Source organism: Bradyrhizobium jicamae (assembly GCF_018130215.1).
Classification (GTDB): domain Bacteria; phylum Pseudomonadota; class Alphaproteobacteria; order Rhizobiales; family Xanthobacteraceae; genus Bradyrhizobium; species Bradyrhizobium jicamae_A.
The window spans coordinates 1-26,145 of record NZ_JAFCKQ010000073.1 but is presented as its reverse complement, the minus strand read 5'-3'; the positions used below and the strand labels follow the sequence as shown (position 1 = coordinate 26,145).

17 protein-coding genes and 2 pseudogenes are annotated in these 26,145 nt (G+C 58.7%); 9 read left to right on the top strand and 10 right to left on the bottom strand.

Features of this window, described 5'->3' with window-relative positions:
* A partial coding sequence (locus tag JQ586_RS38120; RefSeq protein WP_212399789.1) for a transposase occupies positions 1-267 on the top strand: 267 nt, incomplete at its 5' end.
* 594 nt (positions 268-861) lie between these two features.
* The gene (locus tag JQ586_RS38115) at positions 862-1,497 is read left to right on the top strand and encodes a hypothetical protein (RefSeq protein ID WP_212399788.1); all 636 of its coding nucleotides are present in this window, start codon (positions 862-864) and stop codon (positions 1,495-1,497) included.
* A 140-nt stretch (positions 1,498-1,637) separates the two neighbouring features.
* On the opposite strand, the gene JQ586_RS38110 is transcribed toward JQ586_RS38115, so the two are convergent.
* Together JQ586_RS38110 and JQ586_RS38105 are read right to left on the bottom strand one after the other, a co-directional pair.
* Positions 1,638-3,419 carry an adenylate/guanylate cyclase domain-containing protein gene (locus JQ586_RS38110; protein WP_212399787.1) on the bottom strand — a complete coding sequence of 594 codons (1,782 nt, stop codon included), beginning with the start codon at positions 3,417-3,419 and terminating at the stop codon, positions 1,638-1,640.
* Positions 3,420-3,678: 259 nt separating this feature from the next.
* Positions 3,679-4,619: pseudogene (locus JQ586_RS38105) on the bottom strand (IS110 family transposase).
* Positions 4,620-4,787: 168 nt separating this feature from the next.
* On the opposite strand from JQ586_RS38105, the gene JQ586_RS38100 reads away from it, so the two are divergent.
* Positions 4,788-5,585, top strand: coding sequence for a class I SAM-dependent methyltransferase (locus tag JQ586_RS38100; protein ID WP_212399786.1), 798 nt, complete (start codon positions 4,788-4,790; stop codon positions 5,583-5,585).
* Positions 5,586-5,920: 335 nt separating this feature from the next.
* Here the strand turns inward: JQ586_RS38100 and JQ586_RS38095 are convergent, their stop codons facing one another.
* From JQ586_RS38095 to JQ586_RS38080, 4 genes are all read right to left on the bottom strand, one after another.
* Positions 5,921-7,696 (bottom strand): adenylate/guanylate cyclase domain-containing protein, encoded by a 1,776-nt coding sequence (locus JQ586_RS38095; protein WP_212399785.1) that lies wholly within the window; start codon positions 7,694-7,696, stop codon positions 5,921-5,923.
* A gap of 22 nt (positions 7,697-7,718) precedes the next feature.
* Positions 7,719-9,491 (bottom strand): adenylate/guanylate cyclase domain-containing protein, encoded by a 1,773-nt coding sequence (locus tag JQ586_RS38090; RefSeq protein WP_212399784.1) that lies wholly within the window; start codon positions 9,489-9,491, stop codon positions 7,719-7,721.
* Positions 9,492-9,691: 200 nt separating this feature from the next.
* A complete protein-coding gene (locus JQ586_RS38085) occupies positions 9,692-10,930 on the bottom strand; it encodes an adenylate/guanylate cyclase domain-containing protein (protein ID WP_212399783.1) in 1,239 nt (412 codons plus the stop codon).
* Between the two features lie 248 nt (positions 10,931-11,178).
* Positions 11,179-12,117, bottom strand: coding sequence for a LysR family transcriptional regulator (locus JQ586_RS38080; protein WP_212399782.1), 939 nt, complete (start codon positions 12,115-12,117; stop codon positions 11,179-11,181).
* Positions 12,118-12,235: 118 nt separating this feature from the next.
* Between JQ586_RS38080 and JQ586_RS38075 the strand changes: the two genes are divergently transcribed.
* Positions 12,236-13,726: an NAD(P)-binding domain-containing protein gene (locus tag JQ586_RS38075; protein WP_212399781.1), complete on the top strand. Its 1,491-nt coding sequence runs from the start codon at positions 12,236-12,238 to the stop codon at positions 13,724-13,726.
* A 246-nt stretch (positions 13,727-13,972) separates the two neighbouring features.
* On the opposite strand, the gene JQ586_RS41255 is transcribed toward JQ586_RS38075, so the two are convergent.
* The 4 genes from JQ586_RS41255 to JQ586_RS38065 form a co-directional block, all read right to left on the bottom strand.
* Positions 13,973-14,098 carry a hypothetical protein gene (locus JQ586_RS41255; protein WP_283815525.1) on the bottom strand — a complete coding sequence of 42 codons (126 nt, stop codon included), beginning with the start codon at positions 14,096-14,098 and terminating at the stop codon, positions 13,973-13,975.
* A 107-nt stretch (positions 14,099-14,205) separates the two neighbouring features.
* Positions 14,206-14,610 (bottom strand): ABC transporter substrate binding protein, encoded by a 405-nt coding sequence (locus JQ586_RS41250; RefSeq protein ID WP_312017082.1) that lies wholly within the window; start codon positions 14,608-14,610, stop codon positions 14,206-14,208.
* Positions 14,595-15,032 (bottom strand): ABC transporter substrate-binding protein, encoded by a 438-nt coding sequence (locus JQ586_RS41245; RefSeq protein WP_283815524.1) that lies wholly within the window; start codon positions 15,030-15,032, stop codon positions 14,595-14,597. The genes JQ586_RS41250 and JQ586_RS41245 overlap by 16 nt, the downstream gene beginning before the upstream one ends.
* Positions 15,033-15,553: 521 nt before the next feature.
* Complete coding sequence (locus JQ586_RS38065) at positions 15,554-15,937, bottom strand: SAM domain-containing protein (RefSeq protein WP_212399780.1); 384 nt, start codon at positions 15,935-15,937, stop codon at positions 15,554-15,556.
* Positions 15,938-16,561: 624 nt separating this feature from the next.
* Between JQ586_RS38065 and JQ586_RS38060 the strand changes: the two genes are divergently transcribed.
* The 5 genes and pseudogenes from JQ586_RS38060 to JQ586_RS38040 form a co-directional block, all read left to right on the top strand.
* A complete protein-coding gene (locus JQ586_RS38060; RefSeq protein ID WP_212399779.1) occupies positions 16,562-17,899 on the top strand; it encodes an adenylate/guanylate cyclase domain-containing protein in 1,338 nt (445 codons plus the stop codon).
* Positions 17,787-20,597: an AAA family ATPase gene (locus JQ586_RS38055; protein ID WP_212399790.1), complete on the top strand. Its 2,811-nt coding sequence runs from the start codon at positions 17,787-17,789 to the stop codon at positions 20,595-20,597. Before JQ586_RS38060 ends, JQ586_RS38055 begins: the two co-directional genes overlap by 113 nt.
* A gap of 14 nt (positions 20,598-20,611) precedes the next feature.
* Positions 20,612-22,735 (top strand): oleate hydratase, encoded by a 2,124-nt coding sequence (locus tag JQ586_RS38050; RefSeq protein WP_212399778.1) that lies wholly within the window; start codon positions 20,612-20,614, stop codon positions 22,733-22,735.
* Between the two features lie 23 nt (positions 22,736-22,758).
* Complete coding sequence (locus JQ586_RS38045) at positions 22,759-25,623, top strand: NAD(P)-binding protein (protein ID WP_212399777.1); 2,865 nt, start codon at positions 22,759-22,761, stop codon at positions 25,621-25,623.
* Between the two features lie 294 nt (positions 25,624-25,917).
* A pseudogene (locus JQ586_RS38040) lies at positions 25,918-26,145 on the top strand (IS5/IS1182 family transposase); the annotation flags it as partial.

Below are 26,145 nucleotides of genomic sequence, written 5' to 3'. Positions count from 1 at the left end.
GTGCTCGCCTACATGACGTTCCCACCACAGCACCGGACCAAGCTGCACTCGACCAACCCGATCGAGCGGCTCAACGGCGAGATCAAGCGCCGGACCGAGGTGGTCGGCATCTTCCCCAATGAGGACGCCATCGTTCGCCTCATCGGTGCGATCCTGCTCGAGCAGAACGATGAATGGGCCGTCCAGCGTGCTCGTTACATGACGCTGGAAACCATCGCACCGTTGAGCGATGATCCCATCGTCAGCCTTCCGGCTATCGCCGGCTGATCTACCCGGCTCCTGCCGGTGAACGCGGTGACCCGCCGCCAGCTACACCACGCTAGGGGACGCGATCCCGTTCGCGGCCCCAGACCACGCTCAAGCCTGACGAAACCATTTCCTGGCCGCTCGAAGCAATACGGAAACAAAGCGCCCCGGCGGGCAACGCCGGTGATGACTTCCACCCTCGAAGACGTGTCGGACATAGGCATATGCCTAGGACTAGGCCTAGCTCCTCCGGCTAACGCCGGTGTCCGGTCAAGACGGGGTGCACTTCAGATCCGGCTAAGATTGACGTGGTCCCCGTGTCTAAAAGTGCCGACAGCACCTGCAGCCCCTAGAAGATAGGCATGCACGCCAATGGGACTTTTCAACAGAATCGATCACGTGCGGAAGTAAGAATAATTCACCACTGTATGCCGACTAGGCCTTCAGAGTCGCGATGTTCGCAGCAACAACTGGCAAAGCCATTTTCCAATCCTCGGAAGGTTGCACATTGCGCGAACATCAACTGTATCGCCACAATTCGCTCAAAATTCACTTAACAATGAGAGCTTTTCTATTTAAGCGAATACGAAATCAAAGCGAAATGGGAGGGAAGCGATGGGGCAGAAACTCACGAGAATTTTTGTCCACATAGGTAAGGTTATATGTCTTACCCTCGTGCTGTATTGTGTCGGCAGCGTGCGGGCTGAAGAAAGGGCGGCGCCAAAATACAAGGTCGACGCCTCCACCTTCCGATGCATCACCAAGATGACCTCAGTGAAGCACTTCTTCGTCGACAATTTGGCCGGCAATCTGGCAGGCACTGTCGATGTCGCCCAGGCGGGAAAGGGCCAATTTCCTGAGGGCACGATGCTGCAGTTGATCCCCAACGAGGCCATGGTGAAACAGCAGAAGGGATACAGCCCCGGGACGAACGATTGGGAATTCTTCGCACTAGATACCGACAAGAACGGCACGAAAATTGTCAGCAGGGGAGCGGAGGAAGTCAACAACTTCCTCGGGCTCAATTGCTTTGAGTGCCATAAAGCAGCGCGCGCAGAATTTGACCTCGTCTGCGAGCAAGATCATGGCTGCGCTCCTTTGCCGCTGACGCGCCCGATGTTCCACGCCATTCAGCATACCGATCCTCGTTGCACCCCTGAGCAGCTCAGCGAAGAAGACACCGCCGCACTGAAAGAACTTGGGCCAGTGATTGAGCAAATCAAGAACGAGGCCGCTGCGAACAAGAAATGACTGTGGCGACGCATCAACCGGGGTTCGCGCTATCAGCAGCTCTCGTTAAGTGCGGCGGATCCAGGCCGTCCTATTGCTGCCGCTGGAAGCGGGCAAGAGAGCGATCAGCAATCCATCGGCTTTGGGACCCGAAGCGGACCTTAACCTTCCGGCACTCCCGCCATGAGCATGGCGCCAGCGATGCGCTTGCCGCCCGCGAGAAAGGTCGGGTTGCTACTTGCTCCGAGGGATCTGAGCCGACGGAGAGTAAAGCCTGGATCGAGCGCGAGCCCCATCCGTGCGGCGGCTCGTGCCTCATCCGATGAGCCTGTCAACGTCAACGCAGCGGCGAGTAAGAAATGGGAGAGCGGCCAATTGGGATTTGCCTCGGTACTCCGGCGCAACCAAGTGACGGCTTCCTCGTCGGCATTGCTCTGCAATTTCGCGCCAGCGACAAACACCATCCACCAGTAAGCATAGATATCGCGAGGAGACAGGCGGATCGCCTCCTTAACATGGGCCTCGGTCTCTTCGCCGCGACCAAGAAAGTTTTTGCCTAATCCGATAAATCCGTGCGCGTTAGCCAAATTTCGGTCTAACGCTAGTGCCTGCTCGCATCGAGCGATGCCTTGCGTGGCGCGGTTCGAATAGATTTGCACGACTCCCAAGAACATATGCGCACGTGCGTGCTTGGGATCCAATGACAGCGCTCGATTGAGGGCGGTCTCAGCAACAGCCAGTCGCGCGGCTCCGTCGTCAACCAGGTGATTGGCGGCCAATCCCAAATCGATGCTGGCCTTGCCGACCAGAGCCTCGATATTGCTTGGATCGAGCGTCAGGGCGCGGTCAAAAAAGCCGTAGGCTTCTGTCATGTATTCGAGTGTTATCCCCTTGTTCGCAGCAGCCCATCCCTGAAAATACAAATCCGTCGCATCGGGATGCAGCGAGCGTTCCGCCCGCCGCGCCTCAACTTCAACAAGTTGGCTGGTTAGCGTGTTGGCCAGTCGCGAGACGATTTCATCCTGCACATCGAAAAGGTCTGCAACCGGCTTGTCGAAGCGCTCAGCCCAAATGTGGTTTCCGGTTTCCGCATCGATCAGCTGCACGTTCACCCGGAAACGGTTGCCACCGCGTTGTACGGACCCCTCCAGCACATACCGTATGTTCAACTCGCGCCCTACTTGCCGCACATCTATCGGTTTGCCCTTGTAGGAGAATGCGCTGTTGCGCGCGATCACGAACGAGCCGCTAATACGTGACAAGTCAGTCGTCAAGCTTTCGGTCACGCCATCGACGAAATAATCCTGTTCTGGGTCGCCGCCGATATTCGAAAACGGAAGAACCACGATGGACCAACGCGGCGTCGGAGTTGATGCCGAATCGGCATTCGTCGGCGAGCCTAGCGCTTCACGGACCACAGCAAAGACGTGCACCGGACGGGCAATGTTTTTGAGATTCTGCATGCCCAAGTCTTCAAACTCAACCGTGACCTTGCCGCGAACGTTGTCGTATGCGGAAGATGAGATGCAGATACCGCCCGGCTCGGCTATGCCCTCGAGCCGTGCGGCAATATTGACGCCGTCGCCAAATATGTCGTGAGCATCGACGATCACGTCGCCGATGTTGATCCCCACACGAAAAACGAGGCGTCTGTCTTCCGCTTCTCCGGCCGCGAGGTCCCGAACACTGTTCTGGAAGTGAATGGCCGCTCGAACCGCCTCGACAGCGCTCGGGAACTCAGCCAGGAAGCCATCACCAGTGTGTTTGACGACCCGGCCACCATGTTCGGCGATGGCCGGCTCGACGGCATCCCCTAAAAGGGTAGTCAGACGCGCGTGCGTACCCTCTTCATCAGCGTGCATTAGCCGCGAATAGCCCGCGATATCGGCGGCCATTATCGCCGCCAACCTGCGCTCGGCCCGCCCTGATCGATCCTGCGCCATGACCGCTCCAACCACAAGTGTAGATCGGATCAGACGGCCGTGCCAGAGAGGCGCGTCGATGAGTTCCTAAGCTTATGTCCGGTGTTGATGCTGTGGACGGCTCCTCTACCGGCGCGAGAGCGCCAATGAGTGGGCGCCATTTGAGAGCTCCCGCGATTCGGAGGAGCACCCCATGCAGTCAATTTCGACAATCTTTCCAAGTGGATGCGTTCATCGATCCGTTCCATGCATTTGCTCTGTCGCGAGCTCGAGTAGGGCTTTAGATTGCGATCGCTTCGTGATGGGGCGTATCAAACATCTTCTCGTGGCGCAGGACGCTCCACGCTATCCGCGCCAGTTTGTTAGCCAGGGCTGTTGCCAGTTTGTTGGGGTATAGCCGTGGAGCTGCATTCTGCAGCCACGTTCCGAAGCTGAAGCGCTGCCAGTTGTGCGGACGCATCAGGATGACTTTTGCGGCTTGGATGAACAAGGTCCGAAGATACTTTGAGCCGCGTTTGGAGATGCGGCCCAGGATTGATCGGCCGCCTGTGCTGTACTGGCGTGGCACAAGACCAAGCCATGCCCCGAAGTCACGCCCGCGATCAAAGGCTTCGCCGGTTCCGATGGCGGCCACCGCGGCTGTCGAGATCAGTGGACCGATGCCGGGGACGCTCGTGAGGCGCCGGCAGTTGGCTTCCTCTTCCCCGATCTGCTTGATCTCGCTGGCAAGGGCCTCGATCCGCTCGTCGAGGCCTTTCCAGTCTTCGAACAGGCCAACAATCAAGCCGCGCATTCGCGGCGATATCTCGTCCTGGCGGTTATCCAGGATCGCCAACAGAGAGTTGCGCAGAGCTCTCGCTCCAGTCCTGACGGCTATGCCCTGCTCGATCAGGAAGGCGCGGATCTGATTGATTTGGATCCTTCCTCCACTGGTAGTACGCACCGTCGGGGCGCACCATAGGGCTTCACGTAGGCCGGAGGCCTCAACCGCATCGTATGCCCCAACGTCTCCAGCTCACGGGACCAATATTGCGATGACGCGCAAGCTTCGATCGACACCAGGCATGGCGGCAGCTTCTGGAAAAATGCCAAGACGTGCCGGCGCTTAAACTGGCGGCGTATGACCACCTGGCCGGCTGCATCAACGCCCTGCACTTGGGAGACCGACTTCGCGATATCCAGACCGCGTCGAAATTGACTGCATAGGCTGCTCCTCCGAATCTTGGGAGCCTCAAACAGCACCCACTCCTTGGCATTCTCGTGCCCGTGGAGGAGCCGTCCACAGCATCAACAGCAGACATCCGTCGCTTCAGGGCTGAATGAAATCTCCTGACGCCTGTGCCATAGTGGCGCTGCGACAGGGGCACTCTGAAAGGCGTCAAGGAACACATGCCATCAAACTTCGTCGCCAAAGGTGCAGATGGCTATGAAGCCATCATGGGACGATGGAGCCAGCGGCTGGCCGTACCGTTCCTCGACTTTTCCGGTGTGCCATCCAGCGGTCGCGTACTCGACGCGGGATGTGGCACCGGCAGTCTGACCTTGGCATTGGCGGCCCATCCAAATTTGACCGCGATCGAGGCTCTGGATTTCGAAGCGAACTACGTGGCCGCTCTACGCAATCGCTCTGCCGATCCCAGAATAAGAGCACAACAGGGTGATGTCTGTGCATTGCCCTATGGAGACGAGGAGTTCGACGGCGTCTACTCCCTTTTGGTGCTTCACTTTGTGTCTAATCCGCATCAAGCGGTGCGCGAAATGCGGCGAGTTTTGCGGCGCGGTGCCATGGCCGCGGCGACGGTCTGGGACAACTACGGCGGCATGCCCAGCTGGCGGTTGTTCTGGGACACGATCCGTGCGCTTGAACCGGAAGCGGTCGGCACAGGCGCGATACCCGCCAAACGGCCCCTGACTGGCGAAGGCGAATTGCGCGCGGCATTCGAGGGTGCAGGTTTTTCAGATGTTGCCGACGCGATGCTCGCGATCCGCATGGACTACGCTGATTTTGAGGATTTCTGGCACCCAATGGTCTACGGCCAGGGAACCTTCGGGAGCTTTTTTGACGCGTTACCTGAAGCGAGGCGCAATCGACTTCGCGACGCGGTGAGAGCGGCCTATCTTGCCGGCGAAAGCGACGGCCCTCGCGGATTTGCCAGCGTTGCTTGGGCGGTCCGGGGCGCGGCTTAATGCTCTTGCGGGAGCGAGGCGAGCCTGCTTTTCGAAGCCCCTCAATCAACAGCTTCGCGTTTGCGCCTGATCCTCGTCGCGCCCTTACGCCGCTCAAGGTGCCCAAGTCCGAAATGGGTCACTCGCGTCGCTTTGAGCGTTGGCTGATTGCTTCTGCTCTGCTCCACACTGCGGACATGGCCCCTTTCGGCCTCAATGGGTCCTTCTTTAGGGTGACCTACGGTCCTGGGCTCTGGCATTCCCCGGCTTCGAAGGTACCGACCTTCGCTGCGTGCGCCTGCCGGGCTGAAACGAGCCGCGTGTTCGCCACAGGAAAACGAGGCGACACACCGGGTTTACTCGGGCAACCCCGCTTTCCGAAGGCCCTCAATCAGCAGCTTTGCATTTGATTGTCCCCCCCGAGCGATCCGCGCAGATATTGTAAAGGCGGGATCAACCACAAACACACGCGCCGCCGCCTCACGCGCCTCAGCGTCACGTCCGAGATGGGCAAAGGCGGCTGCGAGACAGCAGCAAGTTGCCGACCAGGCGGGGTTTTGACGTTGGGCTTTCTTCGCCGCAAGGATGGCCTCGTCAAAGCGACCAAGCTCAATAAGGGCATACGCCATCCCAGTAAACGCCCGATGCAGCAGCGGGTCTACCGGGCTCATGCGCATGGCGCGTTCAAAGCTCTGGACTGCCTCCTCCGGCAAGCCCGCAATCCTATGGACCCAGCCTCTGCAGCCCCATGCCTGACTTGAGTTTGGGTTGAGCGCGACCGCCCGGTCAGCCAATGCGACACCACTTTCATAGTCGCCGACCGTGTATGCCGAGATAACCGCAGCCCATGCTAAGGTGTCTGGATCACTATCGTCGATGCTCAAGGCCAAGTCACGAAGCCGAACGGCTTCCTTGCGGTCGAATTGAGGATCGACAGCGTAACCTTCAATGACGTTTCGCGTGTGACTGGCACCCGCCAAAGCCGCGACTAAGCCGAACCGGGGATCTAGCTCCAAAGCGCGATGAGCTAGCCGTATCGCCTCGGCCACCCCTTCACGGGTCGTCAGGTAAAACTGCTGCCTAGCTCGGAGATAAAACTCATATGCGGTGAGGTTTTCTGATCGCCGCCGCGCTGCCATCGCAATTTCTGTCTGAAGCAATTTTGGCTGAATGGCCGAGACAACGGCGACAGTGACTTCGTCCTGGAGAGCGAAAACGTCCGTCAAGTCACGCTCGAACCTGTCCGCCCAAATGTGCGTGCCGGTCACCGCATCAATCAACTGCCCTGTGATGCGAACTTTCCCTGACGCCTCGCGCACAGATCCCTCAAGGACATAACGCACGCCAAGCCTGCGTCCGACCTCCTTTATATCGACGGCTTTGCCTTTGAACGTAAAGCTCGAATTGCGAGCGATCACGAACAGCCAATGAAACCGGCTGAGCGCCGTGATGATTTCCTCAACCATTCCGTCCGCAAAATACTCCTGTTCGGGATCGCCGCTCATGTTCTCGAACGCCAGAACGGCGATGGAGGGCTTGTCTGGCATCAGAGGTGGGCTCTCGGCCTCTTCAACATGCGCTGCAGCAGCCTCTCGCGTTTCACTTGGCGCACCCACCTGATAGGCCCTGATTGGCTCTCGAATGTTCTTCACCTGCTGAGCACCAAGGTCCACAAAGCTGATCGGCAAGACCTTGCGTACCTGATCGTACGTGGCCCCCGAGATACACACGCTGCCCGGCTTCGCAATCGACTGTAGCCGCGCGGCAATGTTCACACCGTCACCGAAGAGGTCCCCAGCGTGCACCATTACGTCGCCGATGTGGATACCGATGCGGAAGCAAATGCGGCGATCAGGTGCGAGACCGGCGTTCGCTTCAGCCAACGCAGTCTGCGCATCCACCGCGCACTGCACCGCCTCTACAGCGCTCCCAAACTCGGCAAGGACACTATCGCCCGCAGTGTTCGCTATGCGGCCCCTGTGTTCCCCAATGAACCTGTCGAGGATTGCTCGCCGTTCGGTGAGACCTTGGAGCGTGCCGACCTCGTCTGCGCCCATGAGGCGGCTGTAGCCCTCTACATCCGCTGCGAAGACGGCGACGAGGCGTCGGCTGACTGCCGTAGGGTCTGACATGTGTGCCCTTATCCCTAAGCCCTCACCCTTCCGGCACCCCGGCCATCCGCAAGCCCCCAATGAGGCGCTCGCGTCCCGCGAGATACACCGGATGGTTACTTGGGCTGTTAGTGCGATAGCGGCGGATAGTGAAACTCGGATTGAGCGCAAGACCCGCCTGCGCTGTAGCCCGTGCCTCATCCAGCTCACCGACGTGCGCCAAGACAGCCGCCAGATAGAAATGCGCAAGAGGGTAATTTCGGTTGGCCTCAAGGCTCCGGCGCAGCCAAACAAGCGCTTCGGCGTCGGCGCCTTGCCAAAATTTGGCGAGACCGACAAACGCGCTCCAGACATAGACGACTGTATCGCGCGGAGAGAGACGGAGCGCCTGCTCAATATGGTCTTCAGTTTCCCTGCCCCGACCCAGATAATGCTTCGCAAACCCGATGTGCGCGTGCGCCATGGCCAAGTTCCGATCCAGCGCCAACGCCCGCTCGCTTTCGGCGATGCCTTGGGCCACGCGGTCCGTATTAATCTGCACGAGGCCCATGAGGGCATGAGCCATGGGATGGTTCGGTGCCAATGACAGCGCCTTTGTGAAGGCCGCCTCGGCGGCGCTGAGATGTTCTATCCGATTGTCGGTAAGAAGATTGGCGCTAATTGCAAAATTAACTCGGGCTGTGCCGACCAGCGCCTCAACATTACCCGGGTCGAGCGCCAAGGCCCGTTCAAAGAAGCCGCGCGCTTGTGCCAAGTATTCGGGGGTTCGCCCCCTATTGAACCAAGCGGCGCCTTGGAAGCATAGGTCAGTCGCGTCGGGACGCGGTGAATGCTCTGCTCGCCGCGCTTCGACCGCAATTAATTGCGAGTTCAGCGTATTGGCGAGCCGCGATACAATTTCGTCTTGCATATCGAAGAGGTCGGCGACCGGCTTGTCGAAGCGCTCGGCCCACAGGTGATTTCCAGTCTCGGCGGCGATCAACTGCACATTCACCCGAACCCGGTTACCGCCGCGCTGCACCGAGCCTTCAAGAACGTACCGGACGTTCAACTCGCGCCCGATTTGCTTCACGTCAACAGCCTTGCCCTTGAAGGTAAGTGCCGTGTTGTGAGCGATGACGAACGAGCCGCTGATGCGCGAGAGGTCCGTGGTCAGGCTCTCGGTCACACCATCAACGAAGTAATCCTGCTCGGGATTGTCGCCGATGTTCGCGAACGGCAAGACCACGATGGACAGACGTGGAGCTGAAGACGGCAGTGGGGCGGTTTGATGAGCATTCGCATTTAGACCGACCTTAAAGGCACGGATCGGTCGGGCGATGTTCTTGAGGGCCTGCTCGCCAAGGTCAGTGAAATCGACCGGGACCTTGCCGCGAACCTGTTCGTGGGCGGATGACGAGATACAGATGCCACCCGGTTCAGCGATCCCCTCAAGCCTCGCCGCGACATTGACACCATCGCCGAGAATGTCATCGCCCTCGATCAGAATGTCGCCGAGATTGATCCCGATCCGAAACAGCATACGACGGTCTTCCGGGACTGCTTGGTTGCGTTCGGCCATCACTGCCTGCACCGCTACCGCACATTCGACCGCATCGACCACGGACGGAAACTCAAGCAGCACGCCGTCTCCAGTGGTCTTCACCAGCCGACCCCCGTGTTTTGCCACAAGGGCGTCGGTAACCTTGCGGTGTTCGCGGAGGGTGCGGGCGGTACCGACCTCGTCGAGGCCCATGAGTCGCGAGAAGCCCGCCACGTCAGCCGCGACAATGGCCGCTAGCCTGCGTCCAACCCGAACTGGTTGCTTTTGCTCCATGGCCAAGCCGCCCAGGGCGACGGCATCCCTGACCAGATGCCGCCTGTCGTCAGTCTGGGCTTAGGGAGGCCCGTCGTCAACAAATGGAACCGTTGGTCCACCTGCCAGCGCGGCCGTCCGCCCCCGTGCCGGCCCCGCCCAGCGCACGGCGTGATCCTGGCTGCACGGACACCCGGAAGCGTCGAACCGCAGCAACAGCTTCATGCCACAACGCTCGGATTAACAGGGGCAACCGATGCTTTGCGGTCGACCAAGAACCACGTCTGCATCTTACCCTTACCCTTGATATCCACTAGCCCGCGGCTCTCGAGGTTGAAATCGTCCTTCAGAAGTTCGTAGGCTTCCAGTGAGACTTGAATCTTTCCAGGAATGCCGGTTGATTCCATGCGCGAGGCTACGTTCACGGCATCGCCCCACACGTCATAAAAGAACTTTCGGGTACCAACCACCCCCGCCACAACAGGTCCGGTCGCAATACCGATGCGCACCGGCACGGCACGGCCCTTTGCATCGACGAGTCCGACCGCAGCCTGCCGCATATCAAGTGCGAGGCCAGCGAGCGCACGAACGTGATCCGTTCGCGCTGTAGGCACTCCGCTGACAACCATATACGCGTCGCCTGAAGTCTTGATCTTCTCCAGTCCGTGACGCTCGACAAGAGCGTCAAGCTGGGAAAATAGGGTATTTAGGAGTCTCACAAGCTCTTCCGGCGGTGTGTCAGCCGCACGTAACGTGAAGCCCGCCATGTCCGCAAATAGGATCGACGCTTCTCTGTAGAAATCGGCAATAATTCTTCCTGGTCGTTCCTTCAACCGATCCGCGACCTTGGGCGGAAGAATGTTAAGCAGCAAAGCTTCGGAACGTTGGCGCTCCCGTTCCGCAGCGTCTTCAGCTCGCTCCATTTGCCCGACGGCGTAAAAAATAATCCCATAAAGAATCCCCGAATTAACAACGATGCTGGTCGTGAAATTTGTGAGAAAAACGAGGGTCGGCGACGCGAAGCCAGTATCGCGGGGCAAATATATTTCCAAACCAATGATCAAAGCGACCGAGACGATCCCGACAACAATAGTGATCAGGTAACGCTCAGTTCCGATGATCAAAATACCAAGCGCGGTCGTGGTGAAATAGCCGATACGCTCTGCTCCGTTTGTGCCTACCAGTGAAGTGACCCAGAAAATAACCGCATAAGAGACGCCCAAAAAGGCAAGCGGTGCCACTATCGGTCCAAATCGATGAAGAAGCGGCATCGATGCATACGTTGTCGCCACAAGGACATCTATGGCCGCAACCTTCCACTTCCCATCGACGAAGCGGACGAGTGCCATACATGCCGGAACTGGGGCGGCCACCCAAACAGCAATGTTAAATCCGCGCAGCCGACGAGCAATCTTCTCGGGATATCCTTTGGTGCCGTAGCGAATGTTGGGAAACCGCATTGACAGTTGCTTCCATAATTGCACCGCAACGTCATTCCTGCGATAGCTTACCTTGTCGCCCCCATCTCATCTAGGTGGACGGCCGGTCACTTAGAGAATAATCGCATGGTCCTGGTCAAAAATGAGCCTCGAGGGGGCCGGCGGTCGCGACAGTGGTCGGCTCGGGCCACAGGCGACCTCATCGGAACGGTCGGCTGCTCGCCGCCTGATATCCCCTGGTTGCGATAGCGCTCCTATCCGCGCCATTTCTAAGCCGCTACAAACGATCTCCCAAGCTCGCGCGCGGCCTGGATGAATCTTTCCGAGGCGGGGCCGAGCGTGCGATTCTTCAGTGTCACTATTCCATTTGGCAAGCCCCTGACCGGGAGTTCGACGGGCAAAATTTTTACTTCGGCGCGCCGACTGAAGAACTTCAATACAGAAGCCGGCAAAACTGAGAGGAAGCGTCCGGTTGTCAGGAGACTGATCCGCACTTCAGGTGGGACGACGATCACAGTCGCACGAGGGCACGGCAGCCCGCTGGCAAGAAAGGCTTGATTGAAGAGCGATGTAATCGTTGTTTCCGGCGGAGCCAGCACCCAGGATTCATTCACGAGTTCGGAAAGCGCAATCCTTCGCCGCCGCGCCCAGGGGCTCTGCACGCCCGCAGCGACGATCAAAGGGTCCTCATAGAGCGTTTCAAGCTCCAGTCGCTCATTGTCGATGGGAGCCCGCAATACTGCGATCAAGAAATCGACGTCGCGCTCATTCAGTCGTCGGTAGAGTGTCTCGGTTTCCCCGGTCACCAGGTGGAACGCCATGCGCGGATGACGCCGCGACAACCGATCAACGACAGCTGAAACGAAGCCCGCAGCCAGAAACGGATTGCATCCAATCGACACGTCCCCTGCAGTTGGATCAGCCAAGAACTTCAGATCCCTCACGCCTCGGCGCAGGTCGTCAAATACGGCCACTCCGCAATCGAGCAAAGCGCGACCGTAGGGCGTCGGCTCTACACCTTGGCGGTCGCGGTCGAGCAGGCGCACACCGAGCATATGCTCCAGGTCTGCGATCGATCTCGATACTGCAGGCTGACCTGTGTTGAGGCGTTGTGCCGCCTTCCCCATGCTGCCGGCCTGCACCACCGTCATGAAGACGTGTAGGTCTCGCAACTTCAATCGGCGGCCCAAGCGTTCGCTCAACTGCATGTCGGCGTCTCCCATGACGGTACTGATATGAGCTCATTCAAGAATAACATGAGATTTGCATGACCAGTTCAAGTAATCTGGGTCATTCGAGCCGTCGGGTACTGATTAGAGATGAGCAATGAGCGACGCAATCGCGTTTCCAACAGACGACCTAGGGCCGCGCTCGCTCGCCGAGCTTGAGGCGCGCCTTGCGCGCGATCTCGACTTTCTGTCGCTGCCGGCGAAGGACTGGCTTGAGCCGCGAGCCCACCCCGAGTGGGGACCGGTGCTCGATATCGCTATCGTCGGCGCCGGGATGGCGGGGCTGTCCGCGGGCTTTGCGCTCAAATGCCTCGGCGTGCGTAACATGCGTGTGTTCGATCGCTCCCCGGAAGGCTTCGAGGGGCCGTGGGCGACCTTCGCGCGTATGGAGACGCTGCGCTCACCGCCGGAGCTTGCTGGTCCCGCGCTCGGCTTCGCTAATCTCACCTTCCGCGCTTGGTTCGAGGCGCAGTTCGGTCGGGTGGCCTGGACCAAGGTGCACCGCATCCCGCGGCTACAGTGGTTGCACTATCTGCGCTGGTACCGCAAAGTGACCAACCCGCCGATCGAGAACCGCACCGAGCTCGTCGACCTCACCGGCGATTCCGATACGGTGTTGCTGACCCTGCGCTCGGCTGCCGGCGTCCAGCGCGTGGCCGCACGTCGTCTCATCCTCGCCAACGGCCGCGACGGTCTTGGTGGCGCCTATGTGCCGCAGCTGTTCGCCGGTCTTGACCGACTATGCAGCGCACACACCAGCGACGACATCGATTTCTCCGCTCTGCGCGGCAAGGTGGTCGGCGTGATCGGCTCCGGTGCCTCTGCGGTCGACGCCGCGGCCGAGGCGCTAGAGGCGGGGGCCATGCGCGTCGCGATGCTGGTGCGGCGCGCGGACGTGCCGCGCATCAATCGCGGCAAAGGCATCTGGAGCTCCGGCATGTTCCACGGCTTCAACCGGCTGACGCTTGCGCAGCGCTGGTCGTTCGTGCAGGGCATCGACGATGCGGCGGTCCCGCCGCCGCGCGATTCGATGCTGCGCTGCTCGCGGCACGGTAACTTTTCCATCATCACGCGCTGCGCCCCGCGCAACGTCGCGTGGCGCGACGGCCGCGTCGTGCTCGACACGACGCGCGGAACGCTCGCCCTCGACTTCCTGATTCTCGCCACGGGCTTCACCGTGGATTGGCCACGCCGACCAGAGCTTGCCGCGCTCGCGCCGCATGTCCTCAAGTGGTGCGATCGCTTCGCGCCTGCCGATCGCGAATTCGCCCAGGCCGACCACCCGTTCCTCGGGCCCGATCTCGAATTCCTCGAGCGCAGCTCGGGCGTGGCGCCATGGGTCGAGCGCGTGCACTGCTTCAATTTCCCGGCCTTCCTGAGCCACGGGCCCATAACCGGCGACGTCCCGGCGGTCAGCATCGGCGCAGAACGCGTCGCAAAGGGCGTGGCCGCGGCGCTTTGGGCTGAGGACTACGCGCGCAACTGGCGGCGCTTCCTCGCATGGGACGATCCTGAACTGCTCGGTGATGAGTTCACGATCGACGAAGATGTTACCAAGTTCTTGGCCGAGGAGAAAAGCGATGCGTAAACGCGCGAAAACGCACTTCGCCAGTCTAAATCAGCTAAATCCCGTTCAAACTCGCATGCCCGGCTCGGCCTACGACAAGTCGACGGATGGCTTCGGAAAGGGTGGGTTTGTCCAGTTGGGCTTCCGTTCAACAATGCTGTTGAGGTTGAGATGATCGTCGAAGTGGCCGAGTGATCGGGCACTGGAACGAAGGCCGCCCACCGTGACGGCCTTCTGCTCGGTTAATTGCGGCACGCGGTCTGAGGGCTACTTCTCGATCTCGACGGCATGCCTGCGCACGACCTTGACCGCCTTGTCACGCTGGGGAGCAAGGTCCGTCCAGGCTTTCGATTTGTAGAATGCCACCGCGTCATCGACGCTGTCCCATGGCATAGCTTGAAACGGCTCTTGATTGCTCCACTATTGGTGACAGAACTGACCTGACGCAGTGCGGGTCTCGCGAGGCAACGACGTCCGCTCGGGGTCGCCGCGCGTTGCGGCTATTCAATCACCTCGTCGGCCCGAACCAGCAACGAGGGGGGCACGGAAAGGTCGAGCGCTTTGGCCGTTTTCACGTTGATCACCAACTCGAATTTGGTCGGTTGCGCGACCGGCAGGTCAGAAGGCTTGGTGCCTTTGAGAATTTTATCGACGTAGCTCCCCGAACGGCGGAACAGATCGGCTAGATTGGGGCCGTACACGATCAATCCGCCCGGGGCGAATTGTCGGAAGAGATAAATAGCAGGGAGACGATGCTTTGCCGCAAGGGCGGTGACGCGCGGGGCCTGCTGATTGGTTAGATTATCGGCAAAAGCAATCATCGCATCAGCTTGCTGGGAGACGGCTGACACAAAGGCTGTATCGAGTTCATCAGCCGTGGTTGCCTCGACTACCGGCAAAGCCACGCCCATGCTCTGGCCGTACCGGACACTTCATTGGCTAAGACTAATTGGTGCAGCGGGCTGCCGGGATTGACCAAGAGCGCAAGTTTTGAGGCGCCAGAAACCACTTCCCGTAAGATTTCCATTCGTTTTGCGATCCAATCTCCAGGCGCGTAGGTTGCAAGACCCGTTACGTTGCCGCCCGGGCGCGACAGGCTTTCTACAAGGCCCAGCGCCACGGGATCGAACACGGCGACGAATACAATCGGAATGGTCGCCGTTTCCGATTTCAGGGCTAAGGCCACCTGCGGGCTTGGACCAACGATCAGATCGGGTTTGAGGGCGACAAGTCCGGCGGCCAGAGACGGAAGGCGTTTGGCATGGCCCTCGGCTGATCGGTAGTCAATGATCAGGTTCTTCCCTTCGATCCAGCCATGATCGCGCAAGCCGTCCAGCCAAACTTTTCAGAGTGGCAAGCCTTCCGGCGCGGGATCAAGATAGCCGATCCGGCGAGGCGTCCCCTGTGCCCACGAACGCCGTGGCGAAACGAGCAGCGCCGCAGCAGCCGCTATGAAATGCCGCCGATCCATTCGATCCTCATCGCAGTTTGAGGACGACATGGTGCAGAAATATCACGTCTCGGTTACGGCCGCACTCACTGCGAGTGCAAATGCTGCGCATGGCGAAAGACGGCCATGGGTCACTTGCGTCGATATCGCCGCGCCTCGACCATGTCCGGTCTACCCCCTGATAGCCGACATGCAGACAGCTGTTGGGTCGGCCGGTAAGGGCCGAAACCGGAAGTCGCCGACATTTCGATGGCCTAATCACGATAGCTCGTCGAGCAGCGCCCTCGCTTGCCTCAGGTCACGGGTACCAAAGCCTTCGGTGAACCCGCCATAGACCAGAGCGAGCAGTTCGCGAGCTTGATGCGGCTTGCCCCGAGAGCGCCAGAGCCGTGCGAGGCTTACGGAGGCGCGGAGCTCGAACATCTTCGCGTTTTGGCTTCGGGCGAGATCGATTGCGCGATGGAAGCAGGCCTCGGCTCGTTCTCCCTCGTTTTGGCGACCGGCGACAAGCCACTCACCTTGCACCCTGCACAACTCCGCAGCGTGCCTGGCAAAGCTGCGGCGACCGGCCTCTCAACAGAGGAGCCCTTGGCCGACGTAACGGGTGGTAGTGCAGCGATGGCGTCCAAGAGTTTGAGCCGGTGCCCTAGTGCGGTCACACCGAGCTCTTTCAGATTTTCCTGCGTCAGTCTTGGAAGAACTGTCGCGTCAATCTCGTTTGTGCGGAAGGCTTCCTCATACCGCTCAAGACCGAGGCTCCGCAGCCATTCACCAATATCCATCGCGGCCCCTGACCGCCAAAATGGCAATGACTATAATGACCGAAAGTCTATGCCCATGGACGCGGTTTGCAATGTCTGCTTTGGGCCTTGGTCGTGTAGAAAACGCTTTCGAGGGGGCGCCAGTCCGGAGGCTCGGAATCGCGCGTGTCTCAGACCGCGATCGCAGTGATCAGTTGCTTGATCCCGACGAAGTTCATGAACCGTCTCAGATCTCAGGCCAGCACGGAACGCGCCATCTCGGCCGCACTTTTGGGAGCGTTCTGGTGATGAATTGTGTCCTTCCTATGCGAGCGTTTTCTTGTGCCGAACAGACGCTCAATTATGGTTTGCCTCAATGCCTCCTGCGCAGCCTGCGTACGTGCTCGTGCTACCCCAACAAGCCGACGCGCCGATCGGTAGTACCATTTTCCGCCCGGGCCTGATAGATTTGTCGAAGTCCACAAAGTGACGTCCAGGATCAGCTCCGCTGACCACTGATTTGCCGGACGGGGCTAAGCAATATTGGTCCTACTTGCAGAGGCGTTGGGGACAACTTTAGTGAGGGCCGTAACTGCAGCGCTACTTGTCATCGCGCCTGAGTCAGACGATAATTCCTTTGTCTGAAGGGCAGGCGGGGCTGAGCGTATGCAGGTTGACAGCCAAACCGCAGCTTTAAGCGCCTATATCCCGAACTGGGTCAGGCGGGCTTGCCGCTGCTGGCCTGACCGGGGCTCGCAGGCGCGCGCCAGTCGAGGCGCTGTACTTTTTTTAGATCTGGTTGGATTTTCAAAGCAAACTGCCAATCTAGCCGCTTTTGGCCCTAAGGGAGCCGAAGAATTATCGGTCATTCTAAAGGATACGTTTGCACCTCTGGTTGACGTCATCGAGAAGGACGGAGGCGATATTGTCGCTTTCGTCGGTGACGGAATTGTCGCCGTGTGGGACAGCGACAATCTGGTTCGTGATACGCAGCGGGCAACGCTGTGCGGCCTCACACTTCAGCGTGTGAACAATGCTTCAGCTGTATTTCGAATGCGTGTTGCAATCGAATGTGGCGAGATTTTCTACTGCAGGCTCGGAGAGACTACGGGGCGCTCGCACTATTTGGTCGTCGGCGCTCCTTTCACGGCGGTCGGCGCGGCGTATCGATTGGCCGCCCCCGGCGACGTAGTTTTGTGTCCCGACGCACGGGAGAGCCTTGGCACACTAGTCGAGCAGGAGCGGATCGATAGACATCACAGCAAGCTAATCGGCGCCGCAATAGCCGGGGCCCCGACCGCTTTACCGAAGAACGAGCCTTTGCCGTTCAAAGAACTGCGACAGCTGCTACCGGCTGTCGTCATTGAGCGCGGCGCCGCTCTGGATGGACGATGGTTAGCGGAATTCCGTAACCTATCTATCGTTCAGGTGCGCCTAGGCGACGTCCGATTCGACGAGAGCCTATTGCCATCCTTGGAGGGGATGTTTTCGCAGGTCGAAAAGACGTCGCTTCGCCTCGAAGGTAGCGTTCTGCATATTCGAATGGACGACAAGGGAATCAACGGCATTGTCGTATTTGGCTTGCCTCACCTGGCGCACGAGGACGACCCGTTTAGAGCCGTCGAAGCGGCTTTATCAATTCAACAGGGTCTAAGCGCCGATGGTTACAACGCCTCGATCGGCGTAACCTCCGGATTGCTATTTTGCGGCGAATATGGCGGCGCCAGCAGGCGCGACTATTCAGCGCTTGGGACGGCAATCAACTTATCTTCGCGGTTGATGGAACACGCAGAGAACGGAGTGTTGTGCGATGCGGCTACCGCAGCTGCTGTTGAGAAGCGAGTGACCTTCTCCGCGTCGACAACTTTGAATCTAAAGGGCTGGGCGAGGCCTGTCGCGGCTTTTCGACCGGAAACGATTTCGCGCCCCCCTTCATTTCAAAGTTGTCCGACGGACCATCGGTCGCGACCAAGAGCGAAGAATATTACGAGACGCGCTAGGTGAGCTAAATGGCGGCGCGGGCGGCATCGTCTGCATCGAAGGTGAGGCGGGCATCGGCAAATCGACTTTGCTCTCGGACGTTATTGAAACGGCGCAGGCGACCGGCATTGGCACGCTTCATGGCGTTGCGGCCGCGGTGGACCGCGCAACGCCATATTTTGCGTGGAGGGAGGTCATCGCCCAGCTGCTTGCGCCTTCTAAAGCTGGAGCGGGCAATGAGTTCGAAGCGAGACTCTTGAACGAGAGCAATAGCAGGCCCGAACTTGCCCGCTGGCTGCCCCTTCTTGAAGATATCATGCCCTTGGGATTAGAGGCGAATTACGTTACACGAACGATGTCGGGTGCTTCCCGCGCCGCTGGGCTCGAGGAATTGGTGATTTTCTTCCTTGACGCAGCCTCATCGCGGCAGCCAACCCTAATCGCGTTTGACGATGTACAGTGGATGGACGAAGCATCCGTTACGTTGGCACGCGCGGTTGCGCGTCGTATCCCTCGACTTCTGCTGGTAGCGGCTGGGCGTCCGACTGATGAGGCGGACGATTCCGACCGCATGCGAAGCCTCGAGCCAGACACAGTAATTCGGCTTGGGGTCTTGAGCAACGACGCGGTCATCCAGATCGTGTGCCAGCGGCTTGGTGTGTCGAGTGTGCCAACGGCCATAGCCGAGTTGGTTACGAACCGAGCGGCCGGCAATCCGTTCTACTGCGAGGAGTTGACGTTCGCCTTGCGTGACATTGGCGTCGTGCGAGTGGATCAGGGCGAGTGCTTGGCGGCGCATGGACTTACGGCCGAATTTCCGATTCTTCCTCAAAACGTAAAGAGCGTCGTCATTGCCCGTTTTGACGCCCTGCCCCTCGAAAGTCAGATTTTGCTAAAGGTTGCAAGCGCACTCGGCGGAAGCTTTTCTTTCGATTTGCTGCAGGACATCTACCCAAATGCGGCAACGATGGAAGGCGTGGAGGAAATGCTCGACAGCCTCGTTGCGAGAAACATGCTCAAGTTCGGCATCAAGGGCGCGGACAAGCTGTATGAGTTCCGGCACAGTATATTCCAGGACACCGTGTACGAGCTGTTATCCTTTTCGCAGCGGCGTGAGCTTCACAAGGACATCGCGACGATCCTTGAGCTGAGGCACGAGGGGATGTTGGATCCCTTATGCGCGCAGCTCGCACGACACTGGGAGTTCGCAGATCGGCCGGATTTGGCGATTGGCTATTTAGAGCGCGCAGCAGCGCAAGCTCTGCGCAGTTATGCCAACCTGGACGCGATCCGCTACGTCCGTAAGGCCATGCAAATGAGCGAGGGCGGCGTGGTGCAGAACAGGCCGCACTCTTTGGCGGCTTGGGAAAGCATGTTGGGCGACGCGAATCACGAGCTCAGGGATTTCGATCAGGCGTCACTCCATTATAAAAATGCCATGCAAGCGCTGGGCTACCGCTTACCCTCGACGCGCGCGCAATTGGCCAAAGGCATTGTTGCTAACGCGGTCCGCCAGGCCATGCATCGTTTTATCCTCGCGCCGCGACCGAACGCGGCGGCGGTCGACAAGCAACGTCTCGCTCACATCTACGAACGCCTGTCAGAGGAATACTTCTTCCGCAACGATCCCTTGCTCGTGCTCCATGGAACGCTGGCGTCGCTCAACTTGGCCGAGCAAAGCGGCGCTATTGCTGAGACGATCAGCGGATACAATGGTCTTGCGCTCGGCCTCGGCATGGCCGGCATGACAAAGATCGCGCGCCAATACTCTCAACGCGCCTTTCGTCTCGCTGAGGAAAAAGGCGAATTGCCGGAAGTCGCGCGAGCTCATCTCGTCGCTGGTGTTATGACTTGTGGACTTGGCGACTGGGTTGCCACCCGGCGCAGCGCCCAGAAGGCGGCGTCGGTGTTTCGACAACTCGGGGATCGAGTTCGACTCGCCAATAGCTATGGCCTCGCTGTCTTCGAGGCGCTGCTGCGTTGCGACATCACGACCGCTAATGCGGCGTTGAATGACCTCGAGGAGATTATTGCAGCCAACCCCGACGTTAGCTCTGAGATGCACGCGTGGCGGCTTTGTGCCCGAATTTGTGTCGATGGTGCGGTGGGACCCGTCGCTCAACCCGCTTTGGACGAACTACGCGAAGTGTCTCGGGCGAGCCAAACTCCAGCGAACCTACTTTTGTGCAAAGGGATAATGAGCAGTGGCTATCTTCAGATCGGCGACGTCGCCGCGGCCAAGGAGAGTGCGCGGGAGGGCGCTGCACTGCTTCAACAATGCAGCGTCATTTGGGCCGCCTTTGGTGTGTTTGGCGCGGGTGGCGCTACTCAGACGTTGCTCGCGCTTTGGGAGCGTGCAGCTCGGGAACAATGGGACGATCTCGTCCCGCTCCAGGCGATAGCTCGGCAGGCGCTGCTGACGTTCTTGCGGCTCTCCCGGCGTTCTCCCGTCTGTCGCCCTTGGGCCCTTCTATTGCATGGACGAGCCGCGTTTTTGACTAGCAATCAATCAGCCGCGCGAAAGCATTTGAACCACGCTATGGAGGTCGCGCAACAGTTGGGCATGCCGTATGTCGTCGGGCTTGCCTGCCTCGAGATCGGCGCTTCGAGCCTAAGAGAGGATCGGGCGCGGAAGGATTACCTGATGCGCGCCCGAAACATATTCGCCACGCTCGGTGTGAGCAACGACCTCACGCGCGTCCAAGACGCTTTAGCCGCCTAGGCCCGGGACATCGCATGACCAATCCTCATTACGACAACATTGTCATTGTCGGCGGGGGAATGGCCGGTCTGGCAGCCGCATTTGAGCTCACCAAGCCAGGGCGTTGTCCCGGCGAGAACGTCGTGATCTATCAAATGGGGTGGCGGCTCGGGGGAAAGTGCGCGAGCGGCCGCGACGACGAGGGACGCATCGCAGAGCACGGCCTGCATATCTGGTTTGGCTATTACGAGAATGCTTTTCGTTTACTTCAGGAGGTCTATGGGGAACTGGCCCAATTACCGGGCAACGAGAGCGCGAACTGGCTGTCTGCTATTGAGCCCCAAAGATTTACTCCGATCGGAACTGAAGGCGGTGGATTTGTTCCGTTGAATTGGCCTGATGGCGAAGGCATCCCCGGCGACGGGTCACCTCTGTCGGTTCTCGGCAGCATGATCGGTGTCCTCGAACTCCTAGGGGCAGTGCACGATGCGCTTACTAAAAACCAACGTCTGACATCGTGTGAACATTGCATCTCGCTTCCGGGCGAAGCCCCCGTAGACGCGCTAAGGGACGATATCGAACCGATCACACTGCGCGTGGGCCTCGACCTCGGAATCAAGTGGCTCAATCTCATACAGGAGGAATTTCACTCAACCTTTGAGCTCGGAAATGCTGCAAACTACTTCAACACTCTCGCCGACGAGATGCAAACCCACCAGCATACGGAGGCTGATCGCCTTCTAGGCGATCTGTATGACCTAACGGGCGCGTTCATCGCAGGGGTGATTACTCAAGTGATCATAACCGGCATAGAACTGAGCGAACTCGACCGGTTCGACTTTCGCGAATGGCTGGTTTCGCAAGGGGCCGATTACGCGTCCGCCTACCGATCGCCTTTTGTGAAAGCCCTTTACGACACCATGTTTCAATATCCAGACGGGCTTGCGAGTAGCCCAAGCTATGGCGCCGGCACGGCGGTTAATGTTGTGTTGCGATTACTTGGGACTTATAAGGGGAGCGCGGTCTGGAAGCCAAAAGGAAGTCTTGGCGAAGTTCTAGTCGCGCCGCTCTATCGAGTCCTTCAAGCTCGAGGCGTTCGTTTCGAGTTTTTCCATAAGCTCACTGAGATAGAACTGACGGAAGACAAAAAGTCGGTCGCTCGATTGCGCTTCGTCCGCCAGGTCAATGCTCTCGGCGACGAGTATGAGCCAACAGTGAACAGCTGCAACTGTTGGCCTTTGACCCCCAAATGGGACCTGATCGAGAACGGGACCGAGTTGCGCGACCGCAAAATCGATCTCGAATCCCGGTGGTGCGATCAACAGGCATGCGAGCTCACTTTAGAGCAAGGGGTGGACTTCTCCGACCTCGTGCTGGCTATTCCATTGGGTGCGTTCAAGCATTTTTCTGGCAAACGTGGCCCTTGTGACGAGCTCATTCGCGCAAGCCCGAAGTTTCGTGCGCTTGCAGGAAATATCCCGCTCGTGCCGAGCCTCTCTGTGCAGTTATGGTGCACGAGGACCCTCTCAGGGCTTGGGTGGACAAGACCGTCGCCAACGATGGTTTCTGGAGAGCCCGCGCTTCAAATTTGGGCAGACATGTCGCACATCCTCTTCGAGGAGGCATGGTCTACAAGGCGGCCACTCTCACTGCATTACTTCTGCAATGTGTTTGACTCGTCGCCTAGGCGGGTCGATGCCACCACCGACAGACGACAGGTGAGAAAACTGACCATCGAATGGCTCGAGCAGAATGCTTTGAAATTGTGGCCGCTGGCGGGAAACGAGCGGTTCGATTGGAATATTCTTTTCGATAGGCAGGGCCGAAAAAACGAGGCGCGCGTCGAGGGTCAAATCCTGGCTGCCAACGTGGACCCTTGCGCTTGTTGCGCATCTTCTGCCGCAGGTACAACGCGGTGGCGGCTGAAAGCCGGGGAATCGGGATTTGCTTATCTCGTCCTTGCCGGCGCCTGGACGGACACAGGCTTGAACACCGAGTGCATCGAAGCGGCGGTCATGTCGGGCATGCAGGCTTCGCGCACTCTCTGTGGTTCTCCGCAGAAAGTTTTTGGCGAAGACTTCTTGCAGTTCGGACAGGCAGCTGGGTTCGGCGGGCCTTGGCATTTACTGACGCGTGCTTTGTCTCTCGTTTTTAGTTGAGTTTCTGCGGAAGGGACGCTTCGATGGCAAAGATCAAGATCGCTATCCTCGGCGGCGGCATTGGGTCGCTCGCGGCGGCGTTCGACCTCACGGAACAAGACCCGGACGGGTCGCTCTATGACATTACTCTCTATCAGGTCGGCTGGCGCCTTGGAGGCAAATGTTCAGTCGGATGGACAATGGGCGCAGACGGCGAAGTCGTTCGACACGAACATGGCCTGCACGTTTGGGCGGGGTTCTACGACAATGCATTTGATCTGCTGCAGCGCTGCTACGAAGCAATGGAGAATCGTCCCGATTGGCGAGACGCGTTCGAACCGCTCGACTATTGCTGGGTCGAGGAATGGCTGGACGATGCTTGGAGCCCCTGGCGACAGCACTTGGCTCCGAACGGTCTCACGCCGGGTCTTGAGCAGCAGGTCCTGACCCCGCACCAGTTGTGGACCGGGCTGCTAAACCTGATTTCGCAAGTGTTTTACGCATCGAATGTGCGCGAAGTTGCGCGCCAAGCCCGTGATGCCACGGGACGCCGTCCGCGGGACGCGCATGTCGGTCGTGTTCAGGAGATGGCTCACCGCCTAGCGACGGACGGATTCGGGCTCAACGCTAGCGAAATGGACCGTTTCCTGAGTTTGTTGCGGACCGCTGAGCACGAATTGTTCGAGGAGGCTTTCGCTGACGCGCCAACGGAGGACCGTCGCGCCGCTATTCTGATCAACATGGGCCTCGCGCTGTTGACGGGAATGCTGGATGGAAATGTCTTGTCCAACGGTTTCGATGGGCTCGACGACCGCGAATGGTCGGCTTGGTTGGAAGACTATGGAGCCTGGAGCATCTCGCTAGACTCGGCGCTCGCGAGGGGATTTTACGACTATGTTTTCGGAGTGCCAGGTGACCGCCGACAGGTAGGTGCCGGGACCGGAACGCGCGCTTTGCTGCGTTTGCTCTTCGCTTATAAAGGTTCTTTTTTTTATGCGATGAATATGGCGATGGGAGATTTCTTAATTGCGCCGCTCTACAAAGTTTTGTCGGATAGGCAGGTCAAATTCAAATTCTTCTCTCGGGTCGACAGGCTTCTACTTACGCCCGATAGAAAAAATATTGACTGCATTGAGATCGGGATCCAAATCGAGCCCAGTGAAGCTAGTTACGACCCCTTAGTCCAGATCGGTGACATCTCGTCTTGGCCGGATCGTCCAAAATATCATCTCCTCAACGGGGGCACCCTGCTCAAAGAGAGTGGAGCCGATCTCGAGTCGCCAGAGAATGTCTGGCCGGACGTGGGCAAGGAGGTTTTGTGGCGAAACCAAGATTTCGACGTCGTCGTGCTTGGAATCAGTGTCGGCGCCCTAAAGACGATCTGCACCGACCTGGCGGATGAGTTACCGGCATGGCGGGACCTACTCGAAAATATTGAAACGACGCCGACCATGGCGATGCAGCTTTGGTCGTCGAGGACTGTGGAAGACTACGGATGGAGCCCGCAAGCTATCGCGACCTCCCTGTTTGGCTCTTTTACAACCTGGGGCGACAATTCCATCCTTATCGAATCGGAGCAATGGCCGAGTGCTAAGCCAGCAAGTCTCGCCTATTTCGTCGGTAATTGTCCCGACCCTCCACCTCCGGACCCATTGTACATTGCGAAGGTGTGGCGGCGGACGACGCTTCCGTTCCTGTGGGATGGCTATGACGATGGCCAACTCAGTCGCCCCCCATATGTGCGGATCAACATCTACCCGTCAGACCAATACGTTCTTTCTGTCCCGGGAAGCCTAGAAAGCAGGCTTAGACCGGATGGGTCGGGCCTCGAGAATCTTTTTCTGGCCGGGGATTGGGTTCGCATCGGTCTCAACGCAGGCTGCGTCGAGCAGGCGGTTTTGGGCGGGCGCGCTGCCGCGCGTGCAATTACAGGAGTCGACATGAACAGCCAGTATGACACCGATTTCGGATCTCAGGCCGGCTTTGGCGGCCCCTCTATCGAAGCGCTTGGCGTCCTAAGCCTGTTGCCGGATATTCGCCGCGCCGGAATTGCTGGGACCGGATTTGCCGACGCCTGCTGTGTTGTTGGCTACTTTCCACGCGCCCAGGTCGAAGCCATGCTGCCGCTGGGCCTGCGATTAGATCCAAGGCCTTCGACGCTGACCCCTAGAGGGCATTGGCCGCTTGCGCTCATGTTCGTGCGCCAGCGGGATGTTCGACCGGGATTGGCACCACCGCTTGGAGGGTTACATTACAATGAGTTTGTCGTAGCCGTGCCCTCGGTCCAGCATACGGACAGACAGCCATTTCCGGGGCCATTCTGCTACATGCCGACCATCTTGTTGGACTCGCTTCCGCCCTTGCTAATCGGGGTCGGATTCTATGGACTGAAAAAGCGGACCGCGAAAATAAATGCCCGCGCCGACTCATTCGATATCCGGTTTGACCGAGGATCAATGTCGGCCGTCTTCAGTAACGGCGGCCTTCCAGGCAAGATCCAGGATTTCCCCTTACTCGCAACCATCAGAAGGATCCTCGGCCAGATAATCATCGGCGAGACCTCCACAGGATCGTGGGTCTACTCTTATCTGGATCACAACTTCGACGCCGCTGAGTTCCAACCCGTCTCTGGGATGGTAAGAAGCCGGGGGAAAATAAACTTCGATTTGCCTTTCGTTGGTTTGCCAGATGCCGCTAATGCCGCTGCCGCCGCGGCGGCGGCTGCCGGCGGTCCGATTCCAGGTCCCGTAGGTTTTCGCCTGCTTACGGAATGGAAGCTCACCTACCCCATCACCAAAGGCCATTTCGAGGTCCAGCCGCAACAGCCTTCGGTGAGAGCCTTCGCTTCAGCTATGGGCGAACGATTCCTTCGCAATCTGCCGATGTTTGGAAGGCTGCCGCCCCGGTAAGGAAACTTGCGCGAAAGTTCGTCCGCCAGGTTTCTAGTGGCGGCCGTGAACAATTCAGTTTGCAGCTACCGCGTTTGGCGGTCGCGAACTTCAATCATCTACTAACTTCGATCGGGGGTATCGGGTCGTCCGTGAAGAATGCGGATTGACCTGAAAAATAAGCAGAAATTGGTCTTGATGTAGTATTCGATTTTGCAGGAAAGCGGGGGTTTGGATCTGGCTTTCTTGCGTTTTAGGTTTTGCTTTTGGGCGATTCGTGATTCCCTGACGGCGTCGTCGACATTGGGGAATGCGATGAGCAAGCCGCGGGATGATCGCCAGAAAGACTTGTTGCTTCCGGCGCTTGATCAGATCATCGACATGGGTCATCCGCTGGTGCGGTTGGCGGCGCTGATCGACTGGAACATCCTGAATGAGCGCTTCAGTTCGGTGTGCCAAGCAGGGTCGGGACAGCCGGGCTTGCCGACGCGGCTAGTTGCCGGCCTGTTCATTTTGAAGCACATGCACAACCTGTCAGATGAG

Coding starts and splice junctions, on each gene's coding strand:
- JQ586_RS38115 (WP_212399788.1), top strand. CDS start 862: ATGGGGCAGAAACTCACGAGAATTTTTGTCCACATAGGTAAGGTTATA.
- JQ586_RS38110 (WP_212399787.1), bottom strand. CDS start 3,419: ATGGCGCAGGATCGATCAGGGCGGGCCGAGCGCAGGTTGGCGGCGATA.
- JQ586_RS38100 (WP_212399786.1), top strand. CDS start 4,788: ATGCCATCAAACTTCGTCGCCAAAGGTGCAGATGGCTATGAAGCCATC.
- JQ586_RS38095 (WP_212399785.1), bottom strand. CDS start 7,696: ATGTCAGACCCTACGGCAGTCAGCCGACGCCTCGTCGCCGTCTTCGCA.
- JQ586_RS38090 (WP_212399784.1), bottom strand. CDS start 9,491: ATGGAGCAAAAGCAACCAGTTCGGGTTGGACGCAGGCTAGCGGCCATT.
- JQ586_RS38085 (WP_212399783.1), bottom strand. CDS start 10,930: ATGCGGTTTCCCAACATTCGCTACGGCACCAAAGGATATCCCGAGAAG.
- JQ586_RS38080 (WP_212399782.1), bottom strand. CDS start 12,117: ATGCAGTTGAGCGAACGCTTGGGCCGCCGATTGAAGTTGCGAGACCTA.
- JQ586_RS38075 (WP_212399781.1), top strand. CDS start 12,236: ATGAGCGACGCAATCGCGTTTCCAACAGACGACCTAGGGCCGCGCTCG.
- JQ586_RS41255 (WP_283815525.1), bottom strand. CDS start 14,098: ATGCCATGGGACAGCGTCGATGACGCGGTGGCATTCTACAAATCGAAA.
- JQ586_RS38065 (WP_212399780.1), bottom strand. CDS start 15,937: ATGGATATTGGTGAATGGCTGCGGAGCCTCGGTCTTGAGCGGTATGAG.
- JQ586_RS38060 (WP_212399779.1), top strand. CDS start 16,562: ATGCAGGTTGACAGCCAAACCGCAGCTTTAAGCGCCTATATCCCGAAC.
- JQ586_RS38050 (WP_212399778.1), top strand. CDS start 20,612: ATGACCAATCCTCATTACGACAACATTGTCATTGTCGGCGGGGGAATG.
- JQ586_RS38045 (WP_212399777.1), top strand. CDS start 22,759: ATGGCAAAGATCAAGATCGCTATCCTCGGCGGCGGCATTGGGTCGCTC.